Raw genomic sequence first — 17461 nt, 5'->3', positions numbered from 1 at the left:
TTTATTCTCCGTAAATCATTCGCCTGAGCGGGGTTGCGAAACCACCGTTTCATGCTTGCGTAAACCGCCCCAAATACGATGACCAATGGCGGAATACATCGCGCCCGCAACCACGACAAACGCACCGAGATAACCTAAAAGGTTTAACATCGGTCTGGCGAAGAAATCGGGCCAGGCCATAGATAAAAGATCTGAAAACAGCAGGGTAAATAGCGGTGTAAGCGTGATTATCGCGCTCACCTGCGCCGCCTGCCAACGCGCCATCGCTTCCGCCAGGGCGCCATATCCTACCAGCGTATTTAGCCCGCAGAAAATCAAACAGGCGAGCTGCCAGTCGCTCAGTTGCGCTATCACCATCGGTTTTGCCAGCGGCAAGAGCGCTATCGTACATAAAGTGTACAGTAAAAACAGGATCTGCTGCGAGGCCAGACGTCGCAATAATACTTTTTGCGCCACGCCATAGCTCACCCACACCATCGCCGCGCCTACGCCAAAAATAACGCCCCAGGTGTAGTCGGTCAGTCGGGTAAAAATCTCGATCAGACTGGTGTTAAAAAACATCACCAGCCCGCTCAATAACATCAGCGCGCCAATCACCTGCGTACCGCGCATCTTTTCTTTCAGAATAAAGACGCTGGCGACCATCATGCCAACCGGCGAGAGCTGGCCGATAACCTGCGACGCGGTTGGGCTTAAATATTGCAGGGAAGAACTGAACAAAATGAAATTACCGAACAGTCCGCAGGTCGCTATCGCCAATAACACCAACCAGCGCGGCTTACGAAAAATACGCAGCGGCGGCAGCTTTCTTTTTACTGCCAGTATCGCCCCGAGGCCAATACTGGCCATTAAGAAGCGGTAGAAGACAATGGTTGAAGGCTCCATCACCTCCAGCACTTGCTTCATTGCTATTGGCAACGCTCCCCAGCACATCGCGGTAGTGAGCGCTAAAAGAATGCCAATGCCTGCCTGCTGCTTCATGCCGTGTTCCCTGCAAAGACCCGTTAACGGCATTCGCACAGCCACACGGGTATATTTTAGTCGGCCATCGAATGTAAAAAGCCCCGCAACAGGTGCGGGGCTTTCATCCGTTACCGGACCACAAAAAACTTACTCAGCAACGATGCTGATGTATTTACGGTTTTTCGGGCCTTTAACTTCGAATTTCACTTTACCGTCTGCTTTAGCAAACAGAGTGTGGTCACGACCGCAACCAACGTTGGTACCAGCGTGGAATTTAGTACCACGTTGACGAACGATGATGCTGCCTGCCAGAACTGCTTCACCGCCAAAGCGTTTTACGCCCAGACGTTTAGCTTCAGAATCGCGACCGTTACGAGTCGAGCCGCCAGCCTTTTTATGTGCCATTTAATCTGCTCCCCTAATCTTAAGCGCTGATGCCGGTAATTTTCACATCAGTGAACCACTGACGATGGCCCTGCTGCTTACGGTAGTGTTTACGGCGACGAAACTTAACGATTTTAACTTTCTCGCCACGACCGTGGGCAACAACTTCAGCTTTGATTACGCCGCCATCAACGAAAGGAACGCCGATTTTGACTTCTTCACCGTTTGCGATCATCAGAACTTCAGCGAACTCGATAGTTTCGCCAGTTGCGATGTCCAGCTTTTCCAGGCGAACGGTCTGACCTTCGCTTACTCGGTGTTGTTTACCACCACTTTGGAAAACCGCGTACATAAAAAACTCCGCTTCCGCGCACACCTTTCAATGATTCAGAGCGCGCTATAAATATTCACAATAGGGCGCGAATATTACGCAAATTGCACGGCTTTGACAAGTGCTACCATCAATACATGAAGAAAAAAAACACAACGCATACGGTAACGTTTATCTGCGGCGTTTTTTCAGTACAATCAGGGTATATTTCTAACCATAAACCCTACGTTACCTCATTCAGACATGGGATAATCGGGGCGATAAGCCCGGCTTTTGCGATGAATTTAGAAAAAATCAACGAGTTAACCGCGCAAGATATGGCGGGTGTCAATGCGACAATCCTTGAACAGCTTAATTCCGACGTTCAACTGATTAATCAGCTAGGATATTACATTATTAGCGGCGGCGGAAAACGCATTCGTCCGATGATTGCCGTTCTTGCCGCGCGCGCGGTGGGTTATCAGGGTAACGCGCACGTGACTATCGCCGCTCTGATCGAGTTTATCCACACGGCGACGCTGCTACATGATGATGTGGTGGATGAATCTGATATGCGTCGCGGCAAAGCGACGGCAAATGCCGCTTTCGGTAATGCCGCCAGCGTGTTGGTCGGCGACTTTATCTATACCCGCGCCTTCCAGATGATGACCAGCCTCGGCTCGTTAAAAGTGCTGGAAGTGATGTCGGAAGCGGTCAACGTGATTGCAGAAGGCGAAGTGCTGCAATTGATGAACGTGAATGACCCGGACATTACCGAAGAAAATTACATGCGGGTGATTTACAGTAAAACGGCCCGTCTGTTCGAAGCCGCCGCCCAGTGCTCCGGTATTCTCGCCGGTTGTACGCCTGAGCAAGAGAAAGGGTTGCAGGACTATGGCCGCTACCTTGGTACGGCTTTCCAGCTCATTGACGATCTGCTGGATTACAGTGCCGACGGCGAGCATCTCGGTAAAAATGTGGGTGATGACCTCAATGAGGGCAAACCTACCTTACCGTTGCTTCACGCCATGCGCCACGGTACGCCAGAACAGTCAGCGATGATCCGTACCGCTATTGAACAAGGCAATGGCCGTCATCTTCTGGAACCGGTTCTGGAAGCGATGACCACCTGCGGTTCGCTGGAATGGACGCGTCAGCGAGCGGAAGAAGAAGCCGACAAAGCGATATCCGCGTTGCAGATATTGCCGGATACTCCATGGCGTGAGGCGCTAATCGGTCTCGCACACATCGCGGTGCAGCGCGATCGTTAATGCCATTCTCTTATCCCGCGCACTGCGCGGGATATCCCATTAAGTTCTAATAAACTCCAGATACCCTATTGCCTGTCTTTTCGTATATTCATATACGGCTTCCCCTGGCATATTCTGAATATTGCCGCCACTTACATGAACTTTTTAGAACATTCCTTCACGAAGCGTTATAGTATCAAACGTCGTCGGGTTGTTAAAACCGTAAGTGATTAACCTAAGGAGTGATGGATGTATGGAAAGCAAGCTTATTGACTGGCATCCGGCCGATATCATTGCCGGACTACGTAAAAAAGGGACTTCAATGGCCGCTGAGTCACGTCGGAATGGATTGAGTTCATCCACGCTGGCCAATGCATTAACGCGCCCGTGGCCGAAAGGAGAGTTGATTATCGCGAAAGCATTGGGAACGGAACCCTGGGTTATTTGGCCATCGCGTTATCACGATCCGCGCACGCATGAGTTTATCGACAGAACGCGGCTTATGAGAGCGCGTAATAAAAACAAACAGAATGTAGAGTAAGTGCCTGTAAAACAACCCCCGCATCGCGTTCGCGGGGGTTATTCAGCGTACAGAAGGTTATTCGCCTTTCACGCGTTCAATATTCGCGCCTAGCGCGCGCAGTTTGTCTTCGATGCGCTCATAACCGCGATCGATGTGATAAATACGATCCACAATCGTCGTGCCTTCCGCAATACAGCCCGCCAGCACCAGGCTCGCAGATGCCCGCAGATCTGTCGCCATGACCTGGGCGCCAGAGAGCGTTTCTACGCCATGGCATATGACGGTATTGCTTTCAATTTCCGCACGCGCGCCCATGCGGCTGAGTTCAGGCACGTGCATAAAACGGTTTTCAAAGACGGTTTCAGTGATAAAGCCCGTCCCTTCCGCCACCAGGTTCAGCAACGTGAACTGCGCCTGCATATCGGTCGGAAATGCCGGATGCGGCGCGGTACGGACATTGACCGCCTTCGGTCGTTTGCCGTGCATGTCCAGACTAATCCAGTCCTCGCCCACTTCGATATCCGCGCCAGCATCGCGCAGTTTCGCCAGTACCGCGTCCAGAGTGTCCGGTTGCGCGTTACGGCAGAGGATTTTGCCGCGAGAGATCGCTGCCGCCACCAGGAAAGTCCCCGTTTCGATACGATCCGGCAGCACACGATAAACGCCGCCGCCCAGACGCTCTACGCCCTCGATCGTAATACGATCGGTGCCCTGCCCGGCGATCTTCGCCCCCAGCGTAACCAGGAAGTTAGCGGTGTCGACAATTTCCGGCTCGCGCGCGGCGTTTTCAATGATGGTCGTCCCTTCCGCCAGCGTGGCGGCGCACATAATGGTGACGGTCGCGCCGACGCTGACCTTATCCATCACGATATGCGCCCCTTTAAGACGTCCTTCGACGGAGGCCTTTACGTAGCCCTCTTCCAGCTTGATGGTCGCACCCAGTTGTTCCAGACCGGTAATATGTAGATCAACCGGACGCGCGCCGATAGTACAGCCCCCCGGCAGAGAGACTTGTCCCTGACCAAAACGGGCAACCAGCGGCCCCAGCGCCCATATCGAGGCGCGCATGGTCTTAACCAGATCATAAGGCGCGCAGAACACGTTCACCTGGCTGGCGTCAATGTGTACCGATCCATTGCGTTCCACTTTCGCGCCTAATTGGCTCAGGAGCTTCATCGACGTATCCACGTCTTTTAGTTTTGGAACGTTTTGGATCTCTACCGGTTCTTCTGCCAGCAGAGCGGCGAACAGGATCGGCAGCGCGGCGTTTTTGGCGCCGGAAATTGTGACTTCGCCCTGGAGCGTCGTTGGCCCCTGTACACGAAATTTATCCATTATTGTATTCTCAGTTAAGCATTCATCTCCGCTACCGGCAGGTTACCCGTAGCTTAAAATCCGTTAAGTTTACGATCGCGCGCCCATTCCGCCGGGGTATATGCTTTGATCGATACGGCATGGATACGGTTGTCCGCAATGTACTCCATTAGCGGCCCATAGACCGTTTGCTGTTTCTTGACCCGGCTCATGCCGTCAAACATCTCGCCCACGGCAATAACCTGAAAGTGACTGCCATCGCCGGAGACGTGGACTTCCTGGAGGGAGAGGGCATTCATCAGCACACTCTGAATTTCATGATTTTCCATGGGTTCTTTATTCGTCAAATAGTGAAAACAGCCCAACATCTTAGAGCAAAGTCGCGCCGTCTTAAATAAGCAAAAGATTACGCTGATAAATCAGCGCGGTAAAAGTGCCGGATGGTGCTGCTAACGCAACTTATCCGGCCTACGGGGATCATGCGAAGTGTAGGCCGGATAAACCATCCGGCATTCATTACATACGGGGAAGTACGTCTTCGGGCAAGTTATATAATTGCGCCAGCGCGTAAACCTTGTCGTTAACGCCAGACAGCGACACGGCATTGCCCTGCTTTTTTGCCTGGTTCACAAGGTGCGCCAGCAGCGCCAGTCCCCCCGTATCCACCCTGGAGATCTGGCTCAGGTCGATACGGGTAACGCCAGTCATCGCTTCTACGCGCGCGTCCCATAGCGGCGCCAACACGTCCTGATCCAGCTCTCCCGCCAGCACCAGAGTGTCCGCCTCACGCGTCCAGGTGAGTTGCGGCGTCATTACTGTTTCTCGTCCAAAGTAATTTTCTGTTGAGAGATAGATTTCAGTTGTGCGGTCAGGCCGTCGATGCCTTTAGTACGCAGCAGATCGCTCCACTCATTTTGCTTGGTGGTGATCATGCTGACGCCTTCCGCAATCATGTCATACGCCTGCCAGTTGCCGGTCTGAGTGTTTTTGCGCCACTGGAAATCCAGGCGTACCGGCGGACGACCGTTGGGATCGATAATCGTTACACGGATAGGCACAATGGTCGCATCGCCCAGCGGTTGCTCAGGCGCTATCTGGTAAGTCTGACCGTGGTACATCGCCAGCGCCTGACCGTATGCCTGTTTCAGGTATTCGCGAAACGCTGCAAAATAGGCTTCACGCTGCGCCGGGGTCGCCTCTTTGTAGTAGCGGCCCAACACCAGCGCGCCGGCATATTTTACCTGCACGTACGGCAGAAGTTCCTGATCAACAACGTCTCGCAGGTAATCCGGATTGGCACGAATTTTCGGCTGTTCGTTTTTCAGGCGATCAAAAGTTTTCTGCGCCGCCTCGTTCATCAGTTTATAAGGATTGCTCTGATCCGCTGCCGTTGCTGCGCTTAATGGCGCAATGACCAGCAGGGCCACCATCATCAGTCGTTTAAACATGCCTCAATTCTCCTGAGATTATTTCGTTTCGCCCGCGGGCGTTGTGGCTTCAGTATGACCTTCCGTTGCGGCTGGCGCATCGCCAGAATTCTTATTGTCGTCGCCTTTGCTGTTATAGAGGAACTGGCCAATCATATCTTCCAGCACCATTGCAGACTTGGTGTCCTGAATCGTACTCCCATCTTTGAGGATAGACGTTCCCAGCTCAGGATCTTCAAAACCGACGTTTAATGCCAGATATTGCTCCCCCAGCAGCCCGGAAGTACGAATACTCAACGAGCTGGTATCGGGAATATGGTTATAACGCTCTTCGATGTCGAGCGTTACGCGCGGCAGGTATGTTTTCGGATCAAGCGAGATATCTTCAACCCGCCCGACAACCACCCCGCCGATGCGTACCGGGGAACGCACTTTCAGACCGCCGATGTTATCGAAGGTCGCATAAACCTTATAGGTCGGCTCCGTGCGCATAGAGGTCACATTTGCCGCCTTCAGGCAAACAAACAGCGCCGCCAGCAACGCTACCAGCAAAAAAACGCCTACCCAAATTTCATTTTTTTTCGTTTGCATGAACTCAATTCCCAAACATCAGTGCGGTCAGCACAAAATCCAGCCCCAGAACGGCCAACGATGCGTGAACCACGGTACGCGTCGTTGCCCGGCTAATCCCGGCAGAAGTCGGTATTGCGTCATAACCGTTGAATAACGCAATCCATGTTACCGTAATGGCGAACACCACGCTCTTTATCAGACAGTTCACCAGATCCATACGCCAGTCGACGGCATTCTGCATCGCGGACCAGAAGAACCCGGCGTCGATTCCCTTCCAGCTTACGCCGACCAGCGAGCCGCCCCAGATACCGACCGCCACAAAGATAATGGTCAGTAGCGGCAATGAAATCACGCCCGCCCAAAAGCGCGGCGAAATCACCCGGCGCAATGGATCGACTGCCATCATCTCCATACTGGAGAGCTGCTCCGTCGCCCGCATCAGGCCGATTTCCGCCGTCAACGCCGACCCGGCCCGCCCGGCAAACAGCAACGCCGCGACCACCGGCCCCAGCTCGCGCAGCAGCGAAAGCGCCACTAACATGCCAAGACTGGTCTCCGCGCTGTAAGTGGTCAGAACCAGATAGCCTTGCAGCCCCAGCACCATACCGATGAATACGCCGGAGACAATAATGATAAGCATCGACAAGACGCCCACATTATAAAGCTGGCGCACCAGCAGCGGCGCATGTTTGCGAAACTCCGGCTTACCGATAATCGCATTGAATAACATTAACCCGGCGCGCCCGAACGTCCTGACGGTTTTGATCCCGCTGTGTCCGAGTGCTGCCAGCGCATTTAACAGCATGAGTGGCTTAACTCCCTGTTTCGAGTAAATCAAGGTGATAGTCGCCCGCCGGATAGCGGAACGGAACCGGCCCGTCGGCAATGCCGTCAAGGAACTGACGCACGCGCGGGTCCGTATTCTCCTGCAACGCCTGAGCGCTACCGTGAGCGACGATTTTTTTGTCCGCCATGATCCAGGCGTGATCCGCAATACTGAGCACCTCTGGCACATCATGCGAGACCACCACGCAGGTCACGCCCAGCGCGCTGTTCAATTCTGAAATCAGCTTCACCAGAACGCCCATGGTAATCGGGTCCTGGCCGACAAACGGCTCATCGAACATGATGAGATCCGGTTCCAGAGCGATGGCGCGCGCCAACGCGGCGCGGCGCGCCATCCCACCGGAGAGCTCGGAAGGCATCAGTTTTGCCGCGCCGCGCAGCCCGACAGCTTCCAGTTTCATCATCACGACGCTTTTTAGCAGCGGCGCGGGTAAATTGGTGTGCTCCCGTAGCGGATAGGCCACATTGTCAAACACGTTCATGTCGGTAAACAGCGCTCCCGACTGAAACAGCATACTCATACGTTTACGGACGGTGTAGAGCCGCGAACGGGACATGGCCGGCACATTCTCGCCATCAAATAAGATCTCGCCCTTATCCGGCGGGATCTGTCCGCCAATCAGGCGCAACAGCGTGGTTTTACCGATGCCCGACGGCCCCATGATCGCCGTGATCTTCCCGCGCGGCACCGTCAGGGAAATATTATCGAAAATGCAGCGTTCGCCACGGGAAAAGCTGACGTCGCGCATATCGACTAAATTGGCCGCAGACTGACCCATTGATTCATCCTTCGTATTGCCTTGTTGAGGTAACCATGGCGCTGAATTTAACCATGGGTTCGACATAATTACAGAATATTAACTGACAGGGTTAGCGAAAGCTGGCATTCGTTTTACTTTTTAGCCGCATAAAGTCAAAATTAGGACTTCGTTACGGCTTCCAGATATCCCTTCCAGGGGACCGGCGAGTATACCTGAAGAAAGGACTTTAGATGCTTTTAGCGATGGCGCTACTCATAATTGGTTTGCTTCTGGTGGCCTACGGCGCCGATCGTCTGGTGTTTGCGGCCTCTATTTTATGCCGTACATTCGGTATTCCCCCGCTGATCATCGGGATGACGGTCGTGAGTATCGGCACCTCGCTGCCGGAAATTATTGTGTCGGCCGCCGCATCGCTACACGGTCAGCTCGATTTGGCCGTCGGCGCGGCGCTCGGTTCTAACATCACCAATATTTTGCTGATCTTAGGGCTGGCGGCGCTGGTTCGTCCATTTACCGTGCATTCCGATGTTCTACGTCGCGAATTGCCATTAATGTTATTTGTTAGCGTGGTAGCCGGTTCCGTACTGCATGACGGACAGTTAAGCCGCAGTGATGGTATCTTTCTCCTGCTTCTGGCTGTGCTATGGCTGTTATTCATTGTTAAAATCGCGCGTCTGGCCGAACGCCAGGGGAATGACAGCCTCACCCGCGAACAACTGGCGGAGCTGCCGCGCGAAGGCGGGCTCCCCGTCGCGTTCTTATGGCTGGGCATTGCGCTGGTCATCATGCCGATGGCGACGCGCATGGTAATCGATAACGCTACGGTGCTGGCGAACTATTTCGCCATGAGTGAATTAACGCTCGGTCTGACAGTCATCGCCATCGGCACCAGTCTGCCAGAACTGGCGACGGCGATTGCCGGCGTGCGAAAAGGCGAAAATGATATTGCCGTTGGTAATCTCATTGGCGCCAATATTTTTAATCTCGCCATCGTGCTGGGACTGCCTGCGCTGATCGCGCCGGGGGAGATCAACCCGCTGGCGTTTGGGCGTGATTATAGCGTGATGTTGCTGGTTAGCGTGGTTTTCGCTTTACTTTGCTGGCGGCATCCGCGTCAGATTGGTCGGGGCGCAGGTATACTGCTGACCGGCGGGTTTATCGTATGGCTGGCGATGCTCTATTGGCTATCGCCACTTCTTGTTGGATAACTGGAAACGGATTATGTCGCATTTAGCGTTGCAACCGGGGTTTGACTTTCAGCAGGCAGGCAAAGAGGTCCTGGAAATTGAACGTGAAGGCCTGGCGGAGCTTGATCAATATATCAACCAGCATTTCACGCTGGCCTGTGAAAAAATGTTCAACTGCACCGGAAAAGTGGTGGTCATGGGGATGGGGAAATCCGGCCATATCGGACGGAAAATGGCCGCCACGTTCGCCAGTACCGGCACCTCTTCCTTTTTTGTACATCCAGGCGAAGCCGCGCACGGCGATTTGGGGATGGTTACGCCGCAGGATGTGGTTATCGCTATCTCCAACTCCGGCGAATCCAGCGAGATCGCGGCGCTAATACCGGTGCTTAAACGTCTGCACGTACCGTTAATTTGCATTACCGGGCGACCGGAAAGCAGCATGGCGCGTGCGGCAGATGTGCATCTGTGTGTTAAAGTGCCCAAAGAAGCGTGTCCGTTAGGCCTGGCGCCTACCAGTAGTACCACCGCAACGCTGGTGATGGGCGACGCGCTCGCCGTGGCGTTGTTAAAAGCGCGCGGCTTTACCGCCGAGGATTTCGCTCTGTCGCATCCTGGCGGCGCGCTGGGACGTAAGCTACTGCTGCGCGTAAGCGATATTATGCATACTGGCGATGAGATCCCGCATGTTAATAAACATGCCACCCTGCGTGATGCGCTGTTAGAAATTACGCGTAAAAATCTCGGTATGACCGTCATTTGCGATGAATCCATGAAGATCGACGGTATCTTCACCGACGGCGATTTACGTCGCGTGTTCGATATGGGCGGCGATATGCGCCAGTTGGGGATCGCCGAGGTGATGACGCCAGGGGGCATTCGCGTGCGTCCCGGTATTCTCGCTGTCGATGCGCTGAATTTAATGCAGTCCCGCCATATCACCTCCGTACTGGTTGCTGATGGCGACCAGTTACTCGGTGTGTTACATATGCATGATCTCCTGCGTGCAGGCGTCGTGTAGAAACTCAAGGATAATTAACGATGAGTAAAGCAGGTGCGTCGCTTGCGACCTGTTATGGCCCCGTCAGCACCCATGTCATGACCAAAGCGGAGAATATCCGCCTGCTCATCCTGGACGTGGATGGCGTATTGTCTGACGGCCTGATTTATATGGGCAATAACGGCGAAGAGCTGAAGGCTTTCAACGTTCGTGACGGCTATGGTATTCGCTGTGCTTTGACCTCCAATATCGAGGTTGCCATTATTACCGGACGAAAGGCTAAACTTGTAGAAGATCGCTGCGCCACGCTGGGGATTGTCCATCTTTATCAGGGACAGTCGAATAAGCTGATCGCCTTTAGCGATCTGCTGGAAAAACTGGCCATTGCGCCGGAAAATGTTGCCTATGTCGGCGATGATCTGATTGACTGGCCAGTGATGGAAAAAGTGGGGTTAAGCGTTGCCGTTGCGGATGCGCATCCGCTGCTGATCCCCCGCGCTGACTATGTGACGCACATTGCCGGCGGGCGCGGCGCGGTACGTGAGGTGTGCGATTTGCTGCTGCTGGCGCAGGGCAAGCTGGATGAGGCCAAAGGGCAATCGATATGAGTAAAACCAGACGTTGGGTTATCATTCTACTGTCGCTGGCCATTCTGGTACTGATTGGTATCAATCTGGCGGATAAAGACGATCCTGCTGCCGTGATGGTCAACAGCAACGATCCCACGTATAAAAGCGAGCATACGGATACCGTCGTGTACAGTCCGGAAGGCGCGTTGAGCTATCGTCTGATCGCGCAGCACGTTGAATATTTTTCCGATCAGGCGGTCTCATGGTTTACGCAACCGGTATTAACCACCTTTGATAAGGATAAAGTGCCGACATGGTCGATCAAGGCCGATAAAGCCAAATTGACTAACGATCGGATGCTCTATCTGTATGGCCATGTTGAAGTCAACGCCCTGGTGCCTGACGCTCAATTACGCAGAATTACCACCGATAACGCGCAGATTAATCTGGTGACGCAGGATGTTACCTCGAACGATCTAGTGACGTTATACGGCACAACATTTAACTCCAGCGGACTGAAAATGCGCGGTAACTTACGCAGCAAGAACGCCGAGCTGATTGAAAAGGTTAGAACCTCTTATGAAATTCAAAACAAACAAACTCAGCCTTAATCTTATGCTTGCCGGCTCGCTGCTGGCCGCCAGCATTCCGGCCTTCGCCGTCACGGGCGATACCGAACAGCCTATTCATATTGACTCGGATCAACAGTCGCTGGATATGCAAGGCAACGTCGTGACCTTTACGGGCAACGTGGTAATGACCCAGGGCACGATTAAGATCAACGCCGATAAAGTCGTGGTTACCCGCCCTGGCGGCGAACAGGGGAAAGAGGTGATCGACGGTTACGGCAATCCGGCCACCTTCTACCAGATGCAGGACAACGGTAAGCCGGTGAAAGGCCACGCTTCCCATATGCATTACGAGCTGGCGAAAGATTTTGTGGTGCTGACCGGCAACGCTTATCTGGAGCAGCTTGACAGCAACATTACCGGCGACAAAATCACCTACCTGGTGAAAGAGCAGAAAATGCAGGCCTTCAGCGAGAAAGGCAAACGCGTCACCACCGTTCTGGTGCCGTCGCAGTTGCAAGACAAAAACAAAGGCCAGACTCCGGCGCAAAAGAAGAGTAACTAATTCGTTATGGCAACATTAACTGCAAAGAATCTGGCGAAGGCCTATAAAGGCCGTCGCGTAGTGGAAGATGTCAGTCTGACCGTTAACTCCGGGGAGATTGTCGGGCTGCTCGGTCCAAACGGCGCGGGTAAAACCACCACCTTTTATATGGTCGTCGGTATCGTGCCGCGTGACGCGGGCAATATCATCATTGATGATGAAGATATCAGTCTGCTGCCGCTGCACGCGCGCGCGCGCCGCGGTATCGGCTATTTGCCGCAGGAAGCCTCTATTTTCCGCCGTCTCAGCGTATTTGATAACCTGATGGCGGTACTGCAAATTCGTGACGATTTGACCGCAGAACAGCGAGAAGACCGCGCCAACGAGCTGATGGAAGAGTTTCATATCGAGCATCTGCGCGACAGCATGGGACAGGCGCTGTCCGGTGGTGAACGCCGTCGTGTAGAAATTGCCCGCGCGTTGGCCGCTAATCCCAAATTTATCCTGCTGGATGAACCCTTTGCCGGCGTTGACCCGATTTCCGTTATCGACATCAAACGCATTATCGAGCATCTGCGCGATAGCGGGCTCGGCGTGCTGATCACCGACCATAACGTCCGTGAGACGCTGGCAGTCTGTGAACGTGCCTATATCGTGAGCCAGGGCCACCTTATTGCCCACGGTACGCCGACAGAAATCCTGCAAGACGAACACGTTAAGCGTGTATATCTTGGGGAAGACTTCAGACTCTGATAGGGTAGAGGGCTATGCTGCTCTAGCGGGAGAAAACGACTCTGAATATGAAGCAAGGTTTGCAACTCAGGCTTAGCCAACAACTGGCGATGACGCCTCAGCTACAACAGGCCATCCGTCTGTTGCAGTTGTCTACGCTGGAACTTCAGCAGGAACTCCAGCAAGCGCTGGAAAATAACCCGCTGCTTGAGCAAACCGATCTTCATGACGAAATCGACACTCAGCAACCTCAGGATAATGATCCTCTCGATACCGCCGACGCGCTCGAACAAAAAGAGATGCCGGAAGAGCTGCCGCTTGACGCCAGTTGGGATGAAATTTACACCGCCGGGACGCCATCCGGCCCCAGCGGCGATTATATCGACGATGAGCTGCCCGTCTATCAGGGCGAAACGACGCAGTCGTTGCAGGATTATCTGATGTGGCAGGTTGAGCTAACGCCCTTCTCGGACACCGATCGCGCTATTGCGACATCCATTGTCGATGCGGTAGATGATACCGGCTATCTCACCGTATCCCTGGACGAAATTCGCGAAAGCATGGGCGATGTAGAGGTGGATCTCGATGAGGTCGAAGCCGTTCTGAAGCGCATTCAGCGTTTTGATCCGGTGGGCGTCGCGGCAAAAGATCTTCGCGACTGTCTGCTGATCCAGCTTTCACAATTCGACAAATCCACGCCGTGGCTGGAAGAGGCGCGGCTCATTATCTGCGATCACCTTGATCTGCTGGCCAACCACGATTTCCGCACGTTGATGCGCGTTACCCGACTGAAAGAAGAGGTGCTGAAAGAGGCGGTAAACCTGATTCAGTCGCTCGATCCCAGACCCGGTCAATCGATCCAGACCGGCGAGCCGGAGTACGTTATCCCGGATGTGCTGGTACGCAAGCATAACGGTCGCTGGACGGTGGAGCTTAATAGCGACAGTATTCCCCGTTTACAGATTAACCAGCACTATGCCGCCATGTGCAATAGCGCGCGCAACGATGCCGACAGCCAGTTCATCCGCAGTAATTTACAGGATGCGAAATGGCTGATAAAAAGCCTTGAAAGCCGCAACGACACGCTGCTGCGCGTCAGTCGCTGCATCGTCGAGCAACAGCAAGCCTTTTTTGAACAGGGCGAAGAATATATGAAACCGATGGTACTGGCGGATATCGCCCAGGCCGTCGAGATGCACGAATCCACCATATCCCGCGTGACCACGCAGAAGTATCTGCACAGCCCGCGCGGTATTTTTGAACTCAAATATTTCTTTTCCAGCCACGTCAATACCGAAGGCGGAGGCGAAGCCTCTTCCACCGCGATTCGCGCGCTGGTGAAGAAGTTAATTGCGGCGGAAAACCCCGCGAAACCGCTGAGCGACAGCAAGTTAACCTCTCTGCTGTCAGAACAGGGTATCATGGTGGCGCGCCGCACTGTTGCGAAGTACCGAGAGTCTTTATCCATTCCGCCGTCAAACCAACGCAAACAGCTGGTTTGACCCAACCGATAAGGAAGACACTATGCAGCTCAATATCACCGGACATAATGTCGAAATTACTGAAGCCCTGCGTGAATTTGTGACGACAAAATTCGCCAAACTTGAACAGTATTTTGAGCGGATTAATCAGGTATACGTGGTGTTGAAAGTGGAGAAGGTCACGCACATCTCGGATGCGACGCTACACGTTAACGGCGGCGAAATTCACGCCAGCGCGGAAGGCCAGGATATGTATGCCGCCATTGACGGCTTGATTGATAAACTGGCAAGGCAGTTAACCAGGCATAAAGATAAACTGAAACAACACTAATTGTCCGGGCAGTTAGCCAGTGCAGGACGGCCTGTTGTGTGACACAACGGGCCATTTGTACAGTTAGCGCTCCGAACCTGGCCATCAACCTGACAGGACAGGTTCTTAGGTGAAATTATGATAAATAACGATACGACTCTACAACTGAGCAGTGTACTTAACCAGGAGTGTACGCGTAGCGGCGTTCATTGCCAGAGTAAGAAACGCGCGCTGGAAATCATCAGCGAACTGGCGGCAAAACAGCTCAGTTTACCTCCTCAGGTCGTGTTTGAAGCCATTCTGACACGCGAAAAAATGGGCAGTACCGGTATTGGTAATGGTATCGCCATCCCGCACGGGAAACTGGAAGAAGATACCTTACGCGCCGTCGGTGTGTTCGTTCAGCTCGAAACGCCGATCGCGTTCGACGCCATCGATAACCAGCCGGTCGATCTCCTCTTCGCCCTGCTGGTGCCCGCCGATCAAACTAAAACGCATCTGCACACGCTGTCGCTGGTGGCGAAACGTCTGGCGGATAAAACGATCTGCCGCCGCCTGCGCGCGGCGCTGAATGATGAAGAGCTGTATCAAATCATTACTGACACCGAAGGTGAGCAGAATGAGGCATAACAACTCAATGGCATTTATTTCTGTCGTTGTGAGGAGAAACGGTACATGGTACTGATGATCGTCAGCGGGCGTTCCGGATCAGGTAAATCTGTCGCTCTGCGCGCGCTGGAAGATATGGGATTTTACTGCGTGGATAACCTCCCCGTCGTGCTGTTGCCCGATCTGGCGCGAACGCTGGCCGATCGCCAGATTTCCGCCGCCGTCAGCATTGATGTGCGCAATATGCCTGAATCACCTGAGATTTTTGAACAGGCGATGAATAATCTGCCTGGCGCTTTCTCGCCGCAATTGCTGTTTCTTGATGCCGACCGCAATACCTTGATTCGCCGCTACAGCGACACGCGCCGTTTGCATCCGCTTTCCAGCAAAAATCTTTCTTTAGAGAGTGCGATCGATAAAGAGAGTGACTTGCTGGAGCCGTTACGCTCACGTGCGGATCTGATCGTCGACACTTCAGAAATGTCCGTCCATGAGCTGGCGGAGATGCTGCGTACCCGGCTGTTGGGCAAACGCGAGCGTGAACTGACGATGGTATTTGAGTCCTTCGGCTTTAAACATGGTATCCCGATTGATGCGGACTATGTGTTTGATGTCCGCTTTCTGCCCAACCCGCACTGGGACCCAAAACTGCGCCCCATGACCGGGCTTGATAAGCCGGTAGCCGCGTTTCTTGACCGACACACAGAAGTTCACAATTTTATCTATCAGACTCGCAGCTATCTTGAGCTATGGTTACCGATGCTGGAGACCAACAACCGCAGCTACCTTACCGTCGCTATCGGTTGTACCGGCGGGAAACACCGTTCGGTGTATATTGCAGAACAGCTGGCAGACTACTTCCGCTCGCGCGGTAAAAATGTCCAGTCTCGCCATCGCACGCTGGAAAAACGCAAAACATGACCGTAAAGCAAACAGTTGAAGTCACCAATAAGCTGGGCATGCATGCCCGGCCTGCCATGAAGCTTTTCGAACTGATGCAGGGTTTTGACGCCGAGGTGCTATTACGCAATGACGAAGGCACCGAAGCGGAAGCAAACAGCGTCATCGCGCTGTTAATGCTCGACTCCGCCAAAGGGCGTCAGATCGAAATTGAAGCCACCGGCCCGCAAGAAGTTGAAGCGCTGGCGGCGGTTATCGCGCTGTTCAATTCCGGCTTTGACGAAGACTAAACCTCCCCCTCTATACCTTATTTCCCCCAACGCCGTCCCGGTATTTGATGACAGTCACCCCCAAAACCGGGCGTGTTACGCCTGCCTGCCACTTGTCCCGCAGCCCCACCCTTTCGTAAGATTTGTACATTTCGTGCGCTTTACCTATGCATAAAAACATTAAGAAAACCTTAAAAAATTTCGTTTAGGTTTTGTTTAAGTTCTTTGTCCATACTAAATTTATGTGAATAAATTTTTCCAGGACTTGCCATGATCCTCTTATCGAAACAGACTCCGCTGGGCGCCGGTCGACATCGTAAATGCTATACGCATCCGGATAATGCCCGGCGTTGCATAAAAGTCATTTACAACCGTGACCACGGCGGTGATAAAGAGATTCGGCGTGAACTGAGCTACTATGCGCATCTGTCCCGCTACCTGACAGACTGGAGCGCTATCCCCCGTTATTACGGCACGGTAGAAACCGATTGCGGCACCGGCTATGTCTACGACATGATTACCGATTTCAACGGCGCGCCCTCTATTACCCTGACCGAGTTCGCCGCGCAATGTCGTTATGAAGAGGATGTCGCTGTCCTGCGGCGGCTACTGAAAAAACTGAAACGTTACCTGCTGGATAACCATATTGTGACGATGTCGCTGAAGCCGCAAAACATCCTGTGCCAGCGTATCAGCGAGTCAGAAGTGGTTCCGGTGGTTTGCGACAATCTGGGGGAAAGTACCTTTATCCCGCTGGCAACCTGGTCAACATGGTGCTGTGAACGCAAACTGGAGAGAGTGTGGCAGCGGTTTATCGCCCAGCCTGCGCTGACCGTTGCCCTGGAGAGGGACGCGCAGCCAAAAGACAAGAAACGGCTGGCGCTTACTTCTCACGAAGCTTAATGACCTGTGCTTATCAGGCCTGGACGACACAGATCGC

Annotated in this window: 24 protein-coding genes; 14 read left to right on the top strand and 10 right to left on the bottom strand. The window is 53.3% G+C overall.

Annotated features, from left to right (window positions below; genetic code table 11):
• Nucleotides 1-15: 15 nt before the first annotated feature.
• From NA330_RS04780 to rplU, 3 genes are all read right to left on the bottom strand, one after another.
• The gene (locus NA330_RS04780) at nucleotides 16-981 is read right to left on the bottom strand and encodes a DMT family transporter (protein ID WP_000813052.1); all 966 of its coding nucleotides are present in this window, start codon (nucleotides 979-981) and stop codon (nucleotides 16-18) included.
• A 129-nt stretch (nucleotides 982-1110) separates the two neighbouring features.
• Entirely contained in the window at nucleotides 1111-1368 is a 258-nt protein-coding gene (rpmA, locus tag NA330_RS04775) for a 50S ribosomal protein L27 (RefSeq protein WP_000940593.1), read from the bottom strand.
• A gap of 19 nt (nucleotides 1369-1387) precedes the next feature.
• A complete protein-coding gene (gene rplU, locus NA330_RS04770) occupies nucleotides 1388-1699 on the bottom strand; it encodes a 50S ribosomal protein L21 (protein ID WP_000271396.1) in 312 nt (103 codons plus the stop codon).
• Nucleotides 1700-1956: 257 nt separating this feature from the next.
• Between rplU and ispB the strand changes: the two genes are divergently transcribed.
• Together ispB and sfsB are read left to right on the top strand one after the other, a co-directional pair.
• On the top strand, nucleotides 1957-2928 hold the full coding sequence (ispB, locus tag NA330_RS04765) for an octaprenyl diphosphate synthase (RefSeq protein WP_001047354.1): 972 nt from the start codon (nucleotides 1957-1959) through the stop codon (nucleotides 2926-2928).
• A gap of 232 nt (nucleotides 2929-3160) precedes the next feature.
• A complete protein-coding gene (gene sfsB, locus NA330_RS04760) occupies nucleotides 3161-3448 on the top strand; it encodes a DNA-binding transcriptional regulator SfsB (RefSeq protein ID WP_000444168.1) in 288 nt (95 codons plus the stop codon).
• Between the two features lie 57 nt (nucleotides 3449-3505).
• Here sfsB and murA read toward each other — a convergent pair whose 3' ends face one another.
• From murA to mlaF, 7 genes are all read right to left on the bottom strand, one after another.
• Entirely contained in the window at nucleotides 3506-4765 is a 1260-nt protein-coding gene (murA, locus tag NA330_RS04755; RefSeq protein WP_000357288.1) for a UDP-N-acetylglucosamine 1-carboxyvinyltransferase, read from the bottom strand.
• 53 nt (nucleotides 4766-4818) lie between these two features.
• Nucleotides 4819-5073 (bottom strand): BolA family iron metabolism protein IbaG, encoded by a 255-nt coding sequence (gene ibaG, locus NA330_RS04750; RefSeq protein WP_001518349.1) that lies wholly within the window; start codon nucleotides 5071-5073, stop codon nucleotides 4819-4821.
• Nucleotides 5074-5260: 187 nt separating this feature from the next.
• Nucleotides 5261-5557, bottom strand: coding sequence for a lipid asymmetry maintenance protein MlaB (gene mlaB, locus NA330_RS04745; RefSeq protein WP_000188844.1), 297 nt, complete (start codon nucleotides 5555-5557; stop codon nucleotides 5261-5263).
• Nucleotides 5557-6192, bottom strand: a complete 636-nt coding sequence (gene mlaC, locus NA330_RS04740; RefSeq protein WP_000476475.1) for a phospholipid-binding protein MlaC — start codon at nucleotides 6190-6192, stop codon at nucleotides 5557-5559. The genes mlaB and mlaC overlap by 1 nt, the downstream gene beginning before the upstream one ends.
• Before the next feature lie 18 nt (nucleotides 6193-6210).
• Nucleotides 6211-6762, bottom strand: a complete 552-nt coding sequence (mlaD, locus tag NA330_RS04735) for an outer membrane lipid asymmetry maintenance protein MlaD (protein WP_001193591.1) — start codon at nucleotides 6760-6762, stop codon at nucleotides 6211-6213.
• Nucleotides 6763-6766: 4 nt separating this feature from the next.
• Nucleotides 6767-7549, bottom strand: coding sequence for a lipid asymmetry maintenance ABC transporter permease subunit MlaE (mlaE, locus tag NA330_RS04730; protein WP_000925786.1), 783 nt, complete (start codon nucleotides 7547-7549; stop codon nucleotides 6767-6769).
• A gap of 7 nt (nucleotides 7550-7556) precedes the next feature.
• Nucleotides 7557-8369 carry a phospholipid ABC transporter ATP-binding protein MlaF gene (gene mlaF / locus NA330_RS04725; RefSeq protein WP_000531566.1) on the bottom strand — a complete coding sequence of 271 codons (813 nt, stop codon included), beginning with the start codon at nucleotides 8367-8369 and terminating at the stop codon, nucleotides 7557-7559.
• Between the two features lie 212 nt (nucleotides 8370-8581).
• Here mlaF and NA330_RS04720 point away from each other — a divergent pair, with 212 nt between their 5' ends.
• The 12 genes from NA330_RS04720 to yrbL all read left to right on the top strand — a co-directional run bounded on the left by NA330_RS04720 (nucleotide 8582) and on the right by yrbL (nucleotide 17424).
• Nucleotides 8582-9559, top strand: coding sequence for a calcium/sodium antiporter (locus NA330_RS04720; RefSeq protein WP_023241659.1), 978 nt, complete (start codon nucleotides 8582-8584; stop codon nucleotides 9557-9559).
• A 13-nt stretch (nucleotides 9560-9572) separates the two neighbouring features.
• A complete protein-coding gene (kdsD, locus tag NA330_RS04715; protein ID WP_000018617.1) occupies nucleotides 9573-10559 on the top strand; it encodes an arabinose-5-phosphate isomerase KdsD in 987 nt (328 codons plus the stop codon).
• A 20-nt stretch (nucleotides 10560-10579) separates the two neighbouring features.
• Complete coding sequence (gene kdsC, locus NA330_RS04710) at nucleotides 10580-11146, top strand: 3-deoxy-manno-octulosonate-8-phosphatase KdsC (protein WP_000030029.1); 567 nt, start codon at nucleotides 10580-10582, stop codon at nucleotides 11144-11146.
• A complete protein-coding gene (gene lptC, locus NA330_RS04705; RefSeq protein WP_000047845.1) occupies nucleotides 11143-11718 on the top strand; it encodes an LPS export ABC transporter periplasmic protein LptC in 576 nt (191 codons plus the stop codon). Before kdsC ends, lptC begins: the two co-directional genes overlap by 4 nt.
• Nucleotides 11687-12241, top strand: coding sequence for a lipopolysaccharide ABC transporter substrate-binding protein LptA (gene lptA / locus NA330_RS04700; RefSeq protein ID WP_000669770.1), 555 nt, complete (start codon nucleotides 11687-11689; stop codon nucleotides 12239-12241). The genes lptC and lptA overlap by 32 nt, the downstream gene beginning before the upstream one ends.
• A gap of 6 nt (nucleotides 12242-12247) precedes the next feature.
• A complete protein-coding gene (lptB, locus tag NA330_RS04695; protein ID WP_000224104.1) occupies nucleotides 12248-12973 on the top strand; it encodes an LPS export ABC transporter ATP-binding protein in 726 nt (241 codons plus the stop codon).
• Between the two features lie 47 nt (nucleotides 12974-13020).
• The gene (gene rpoN, locus NA330_RS04690; RefSeq protein ID WP_000809020.1) at nucleotides 13021-14454 is read left to right on the top strand and encodes an RNA polymerase factor sigma-54; all 1434 of its coding nucleotides are present in this window, start codon (nucleotides 13021-13023) and stop codon (nucleotides 14452-14454) included.
• A 22-nt stretch (nucleotides 14455-14476) separates the two neighbouring features.
• Nucleotides 14477-14764 (top strand): ribosome hibernation promoting factor, encoded by a 288-nt coding sequence (gene hpf / locus NA330_RS04685; RefSeq protein ID WP_001176589.1) that lies wholly within the window; start codon nucleotides 14477-14479, stop codon nucleotides 14762-14764.
• A 117-nt stretch (nucleotides 14765-14881) separates the two neighbouring features.
• Nucleotides 14882-15373 (top strand): PTS IIA-like nitrogen regulatory protein PtsN, encoded by a 492-nt coding sequence (ptsN, locus tag NA330_RS04680; protein ID WP_000609332.1) that lies wholly within the window; start codon nucleotides 14882-14884, stop codon nucleotides 15371-15373.
• A 45-nt stretch (nucleotides 15374-15418) separates the two neighbouring features.
• Entirely contained in the window at nucleotides 15419-16273 is an 855-nt protein-coding gene (gene rapZ / locus NA330_RS04675; RefSeq protein ID WP_000243749.1) for an RNase adapter RapZ, read from the top strand.
• Nucleotides 16270-16542, top strand: coding sequence for a PTS phosphocarrier protein NPr (gene npr, locus NA330_RS04670; RefSeq protein ID WP_000216797.1), 273 nt, complete (start codon nucleotides 16270-16272; stop codon nucleotides 16540-16542). The genes rapZ and npr overlap by 4 nt, the downstream gene beginning before the upstream one ends.
• A gap of 249 nt (nucleotides 16543-16791) precedes the next feature.
• A complete protein-coding gene (yrbL, locus tag NA330_RS04665) occupies nucleotides 16792-17424 on the top strand; it encodes a PhoP regulatory network protein YrbL (protein WP_000602198.1) in 633 nt (210 codons plus the stop codon).
• The last annotated feature ends 37 nt before the right edge of the window (nucleotides 17425-17461 follow it).

This window comes from Salmonella sp. NW722 (assembly GCF_051702785.1).
GTDB classification, from domain to species: domain Bacteria; phylum Pseudomonadota; class Gammaproteobacteria; order Enterobacterales; family Enterobacteriaceae; genus Salmonella; species Salmonella enterica.
Note: the sequence above shows the minus strand (reverse complement) of the source record. Positions and strands in the feature narration are given on the sequence as shown.

What these genes read in the sequence shown, in the direction of transcription:
- mlaC (WP_000476475.1), bottom strand. Translation starts at nt 6,192, where the DNA reads ATGTTTAAACGACTGATGATGGTGGCCCTGCTGGTCATTGCGCCATTA.
- murA (WP_000357288.1), bottom strand. Translation starts at nt 4,765, where the DNA reads ATGGATAAATTTCGTGTACAGGGGCCAACGACGCTCCAGGGCGAAGTC.
- lptB (WP_000224104.1), top strand. Translation starts at nt 12,248, where the DNA reads ATGGCAACATTAACTGCAAAGAATCTGGCGAAGGCCTATAAAGGCCGT.
- NA330_RS04720 (WP_023241659.1), top strand. Translation starts at nt 8,582, where the DNA reads ATGCTTTTAGCGATGGCGCTACTCATAATTGGTTTGCTTCTGGTGGCC.
- lptA (WP_000669770.1), top strand. Translation starts at nt 11,687, where the DNA reads ATGAAATTCAAAACAAACAAACTCAGCCTTAATCTTATGCTTGCCGGC.
- mlaF (WP_000531566.1), bottom strand. Translation starts at nt 8,369, where the DNA reads ATGGGTCAGTCTGCGGCCAATTTAGTCGATATGCGCGACGTCAGCTTT.
- kdsC (WP_000030029.1), top strand. Translation starts at nt 10,580, where the DNA reads ATGAGTAAAGCAGGTGCGTCGCTTGCGACCTGTTATGGCCCCGTCAGC.
- ibaG (WP_001518349.1), bottom strand. Translation starts at nt 5,073, where the DNA reads ATGGAAAATCATGAAATTCAGAGTGTGCTGATGAATGCCCTCTCCCTC.
- mlaB (WP_000188844.1), bottom strand. Translation starts at nt 5,557, where the DNA reads ATGACGCCGCAACTCACCTGGACGCGTGAGGCGGACACTCTGGTGCTG.
- rplU (WP_000271396.1), bottom strand. Translation starts at nt 1,699, where the DNA reads ATGTACGCGGTTTTCCAAAGTGGTGGTAAACAACACCGAGTAAGCGAA.
- rapZ (WP_000243749.1), top strand. Translation starts at nt 15,419, where the DNA reads ATGGTACTGATGATCGTCAGCGGGCGTTCCGGATCAGGTAAATCTGTC.
- kdsD (WP_000018617.1), top strand. Translation starts at nt 9,573, where the DNA reads ATGTCGCATTTAGCGTTGCAACCGGGGTTTGACTTTCAGCAGGCAGGC.
- yrbL (WP_000602198.1), top strand. Translation starts at nt 16,792, where the DNA reads ATGATCCTCTTATCGAAACAGACTCCGCTGGGCGCCGGTCGACATCGT.
- ptsN (WP_000609332.1), top strand. Translation starts at nt 14,882, where the DNA reads ATGATAAATAACGATACGACTCTACAACTGAGCAGTGTACTTAACCAG.
- mlaE (WP_000925786.1), bottom strand. Translation starts at nt 7,549, where the DNA reads ATGCTGTTAAATGCGCTGGCAGCACTCGGACACAGCGGGATCAAAACC.
- NA330_RS04780 (WP_000813052.1), bottom strand. Translation starts at nt 981, where the DNA reads ATGAAGCAGCAGGCAGGCATTGGCATTCTTTTAGCGCTCACTACCGCG.
- mlaD (WP_001193591.1), bottom strand. Translation starts at nt 6,762, where the DNA reads ATGCAAACGAAAAAAAATGAAATTTGGGTAGGCGTTTTTTTGCTGGTA.
- rpoN (WP_000809020.1), top strand. Translation starts at nt 13,021, where the DNA reads ATGAAGCAAGGTTTGCAACTCAGGCTTAGCCAACAACTGGCGATGACG.
- ispB (WP_001047354.1), top strand. Translation starts at nt 1,957, where the DNA reads ATGAATTTAGAAAAAATCAACGAGTTAACCGCGCAAGATATGGCGGGT.
- npr (WP_000216797.1), top strand. Translation starts at nt 16,270, where the DNA reads ATGACCGTAAAGCAAACAGTTGAAGTCACCAATAAGCTGGGCATGCAT.
- lptC (WP_000047845.1), top strand. Translation starts at nt 11,143, where the DNA reads ATGAGTAAAACCAGACGTTGGGTTATCATTCTACTGTCGCTGGCCATT.
- sfsB (WP_000444168.1), top strand. Translation starts at nt 3,161, where the DNA reads ATGGAAAGCAAGCTTATTGACTGGCATCCGGCCGATATCATTGCCGGA.
- hpf (WP_001176589.1), top strand. Translation starts at nt 14,477, where the DNA reads ATGCAGCTCAATATCACCGGACATAATGTCGAAATTACTGAAGCCCTG.
- rpmA (WP_000940593.1), bottom strand. Translation starts at nt 1,368, where the DNA reads ATGGCACATAAAAAGGCTGGCGGCTCGACTCGTAACGGTCGCGATTCT.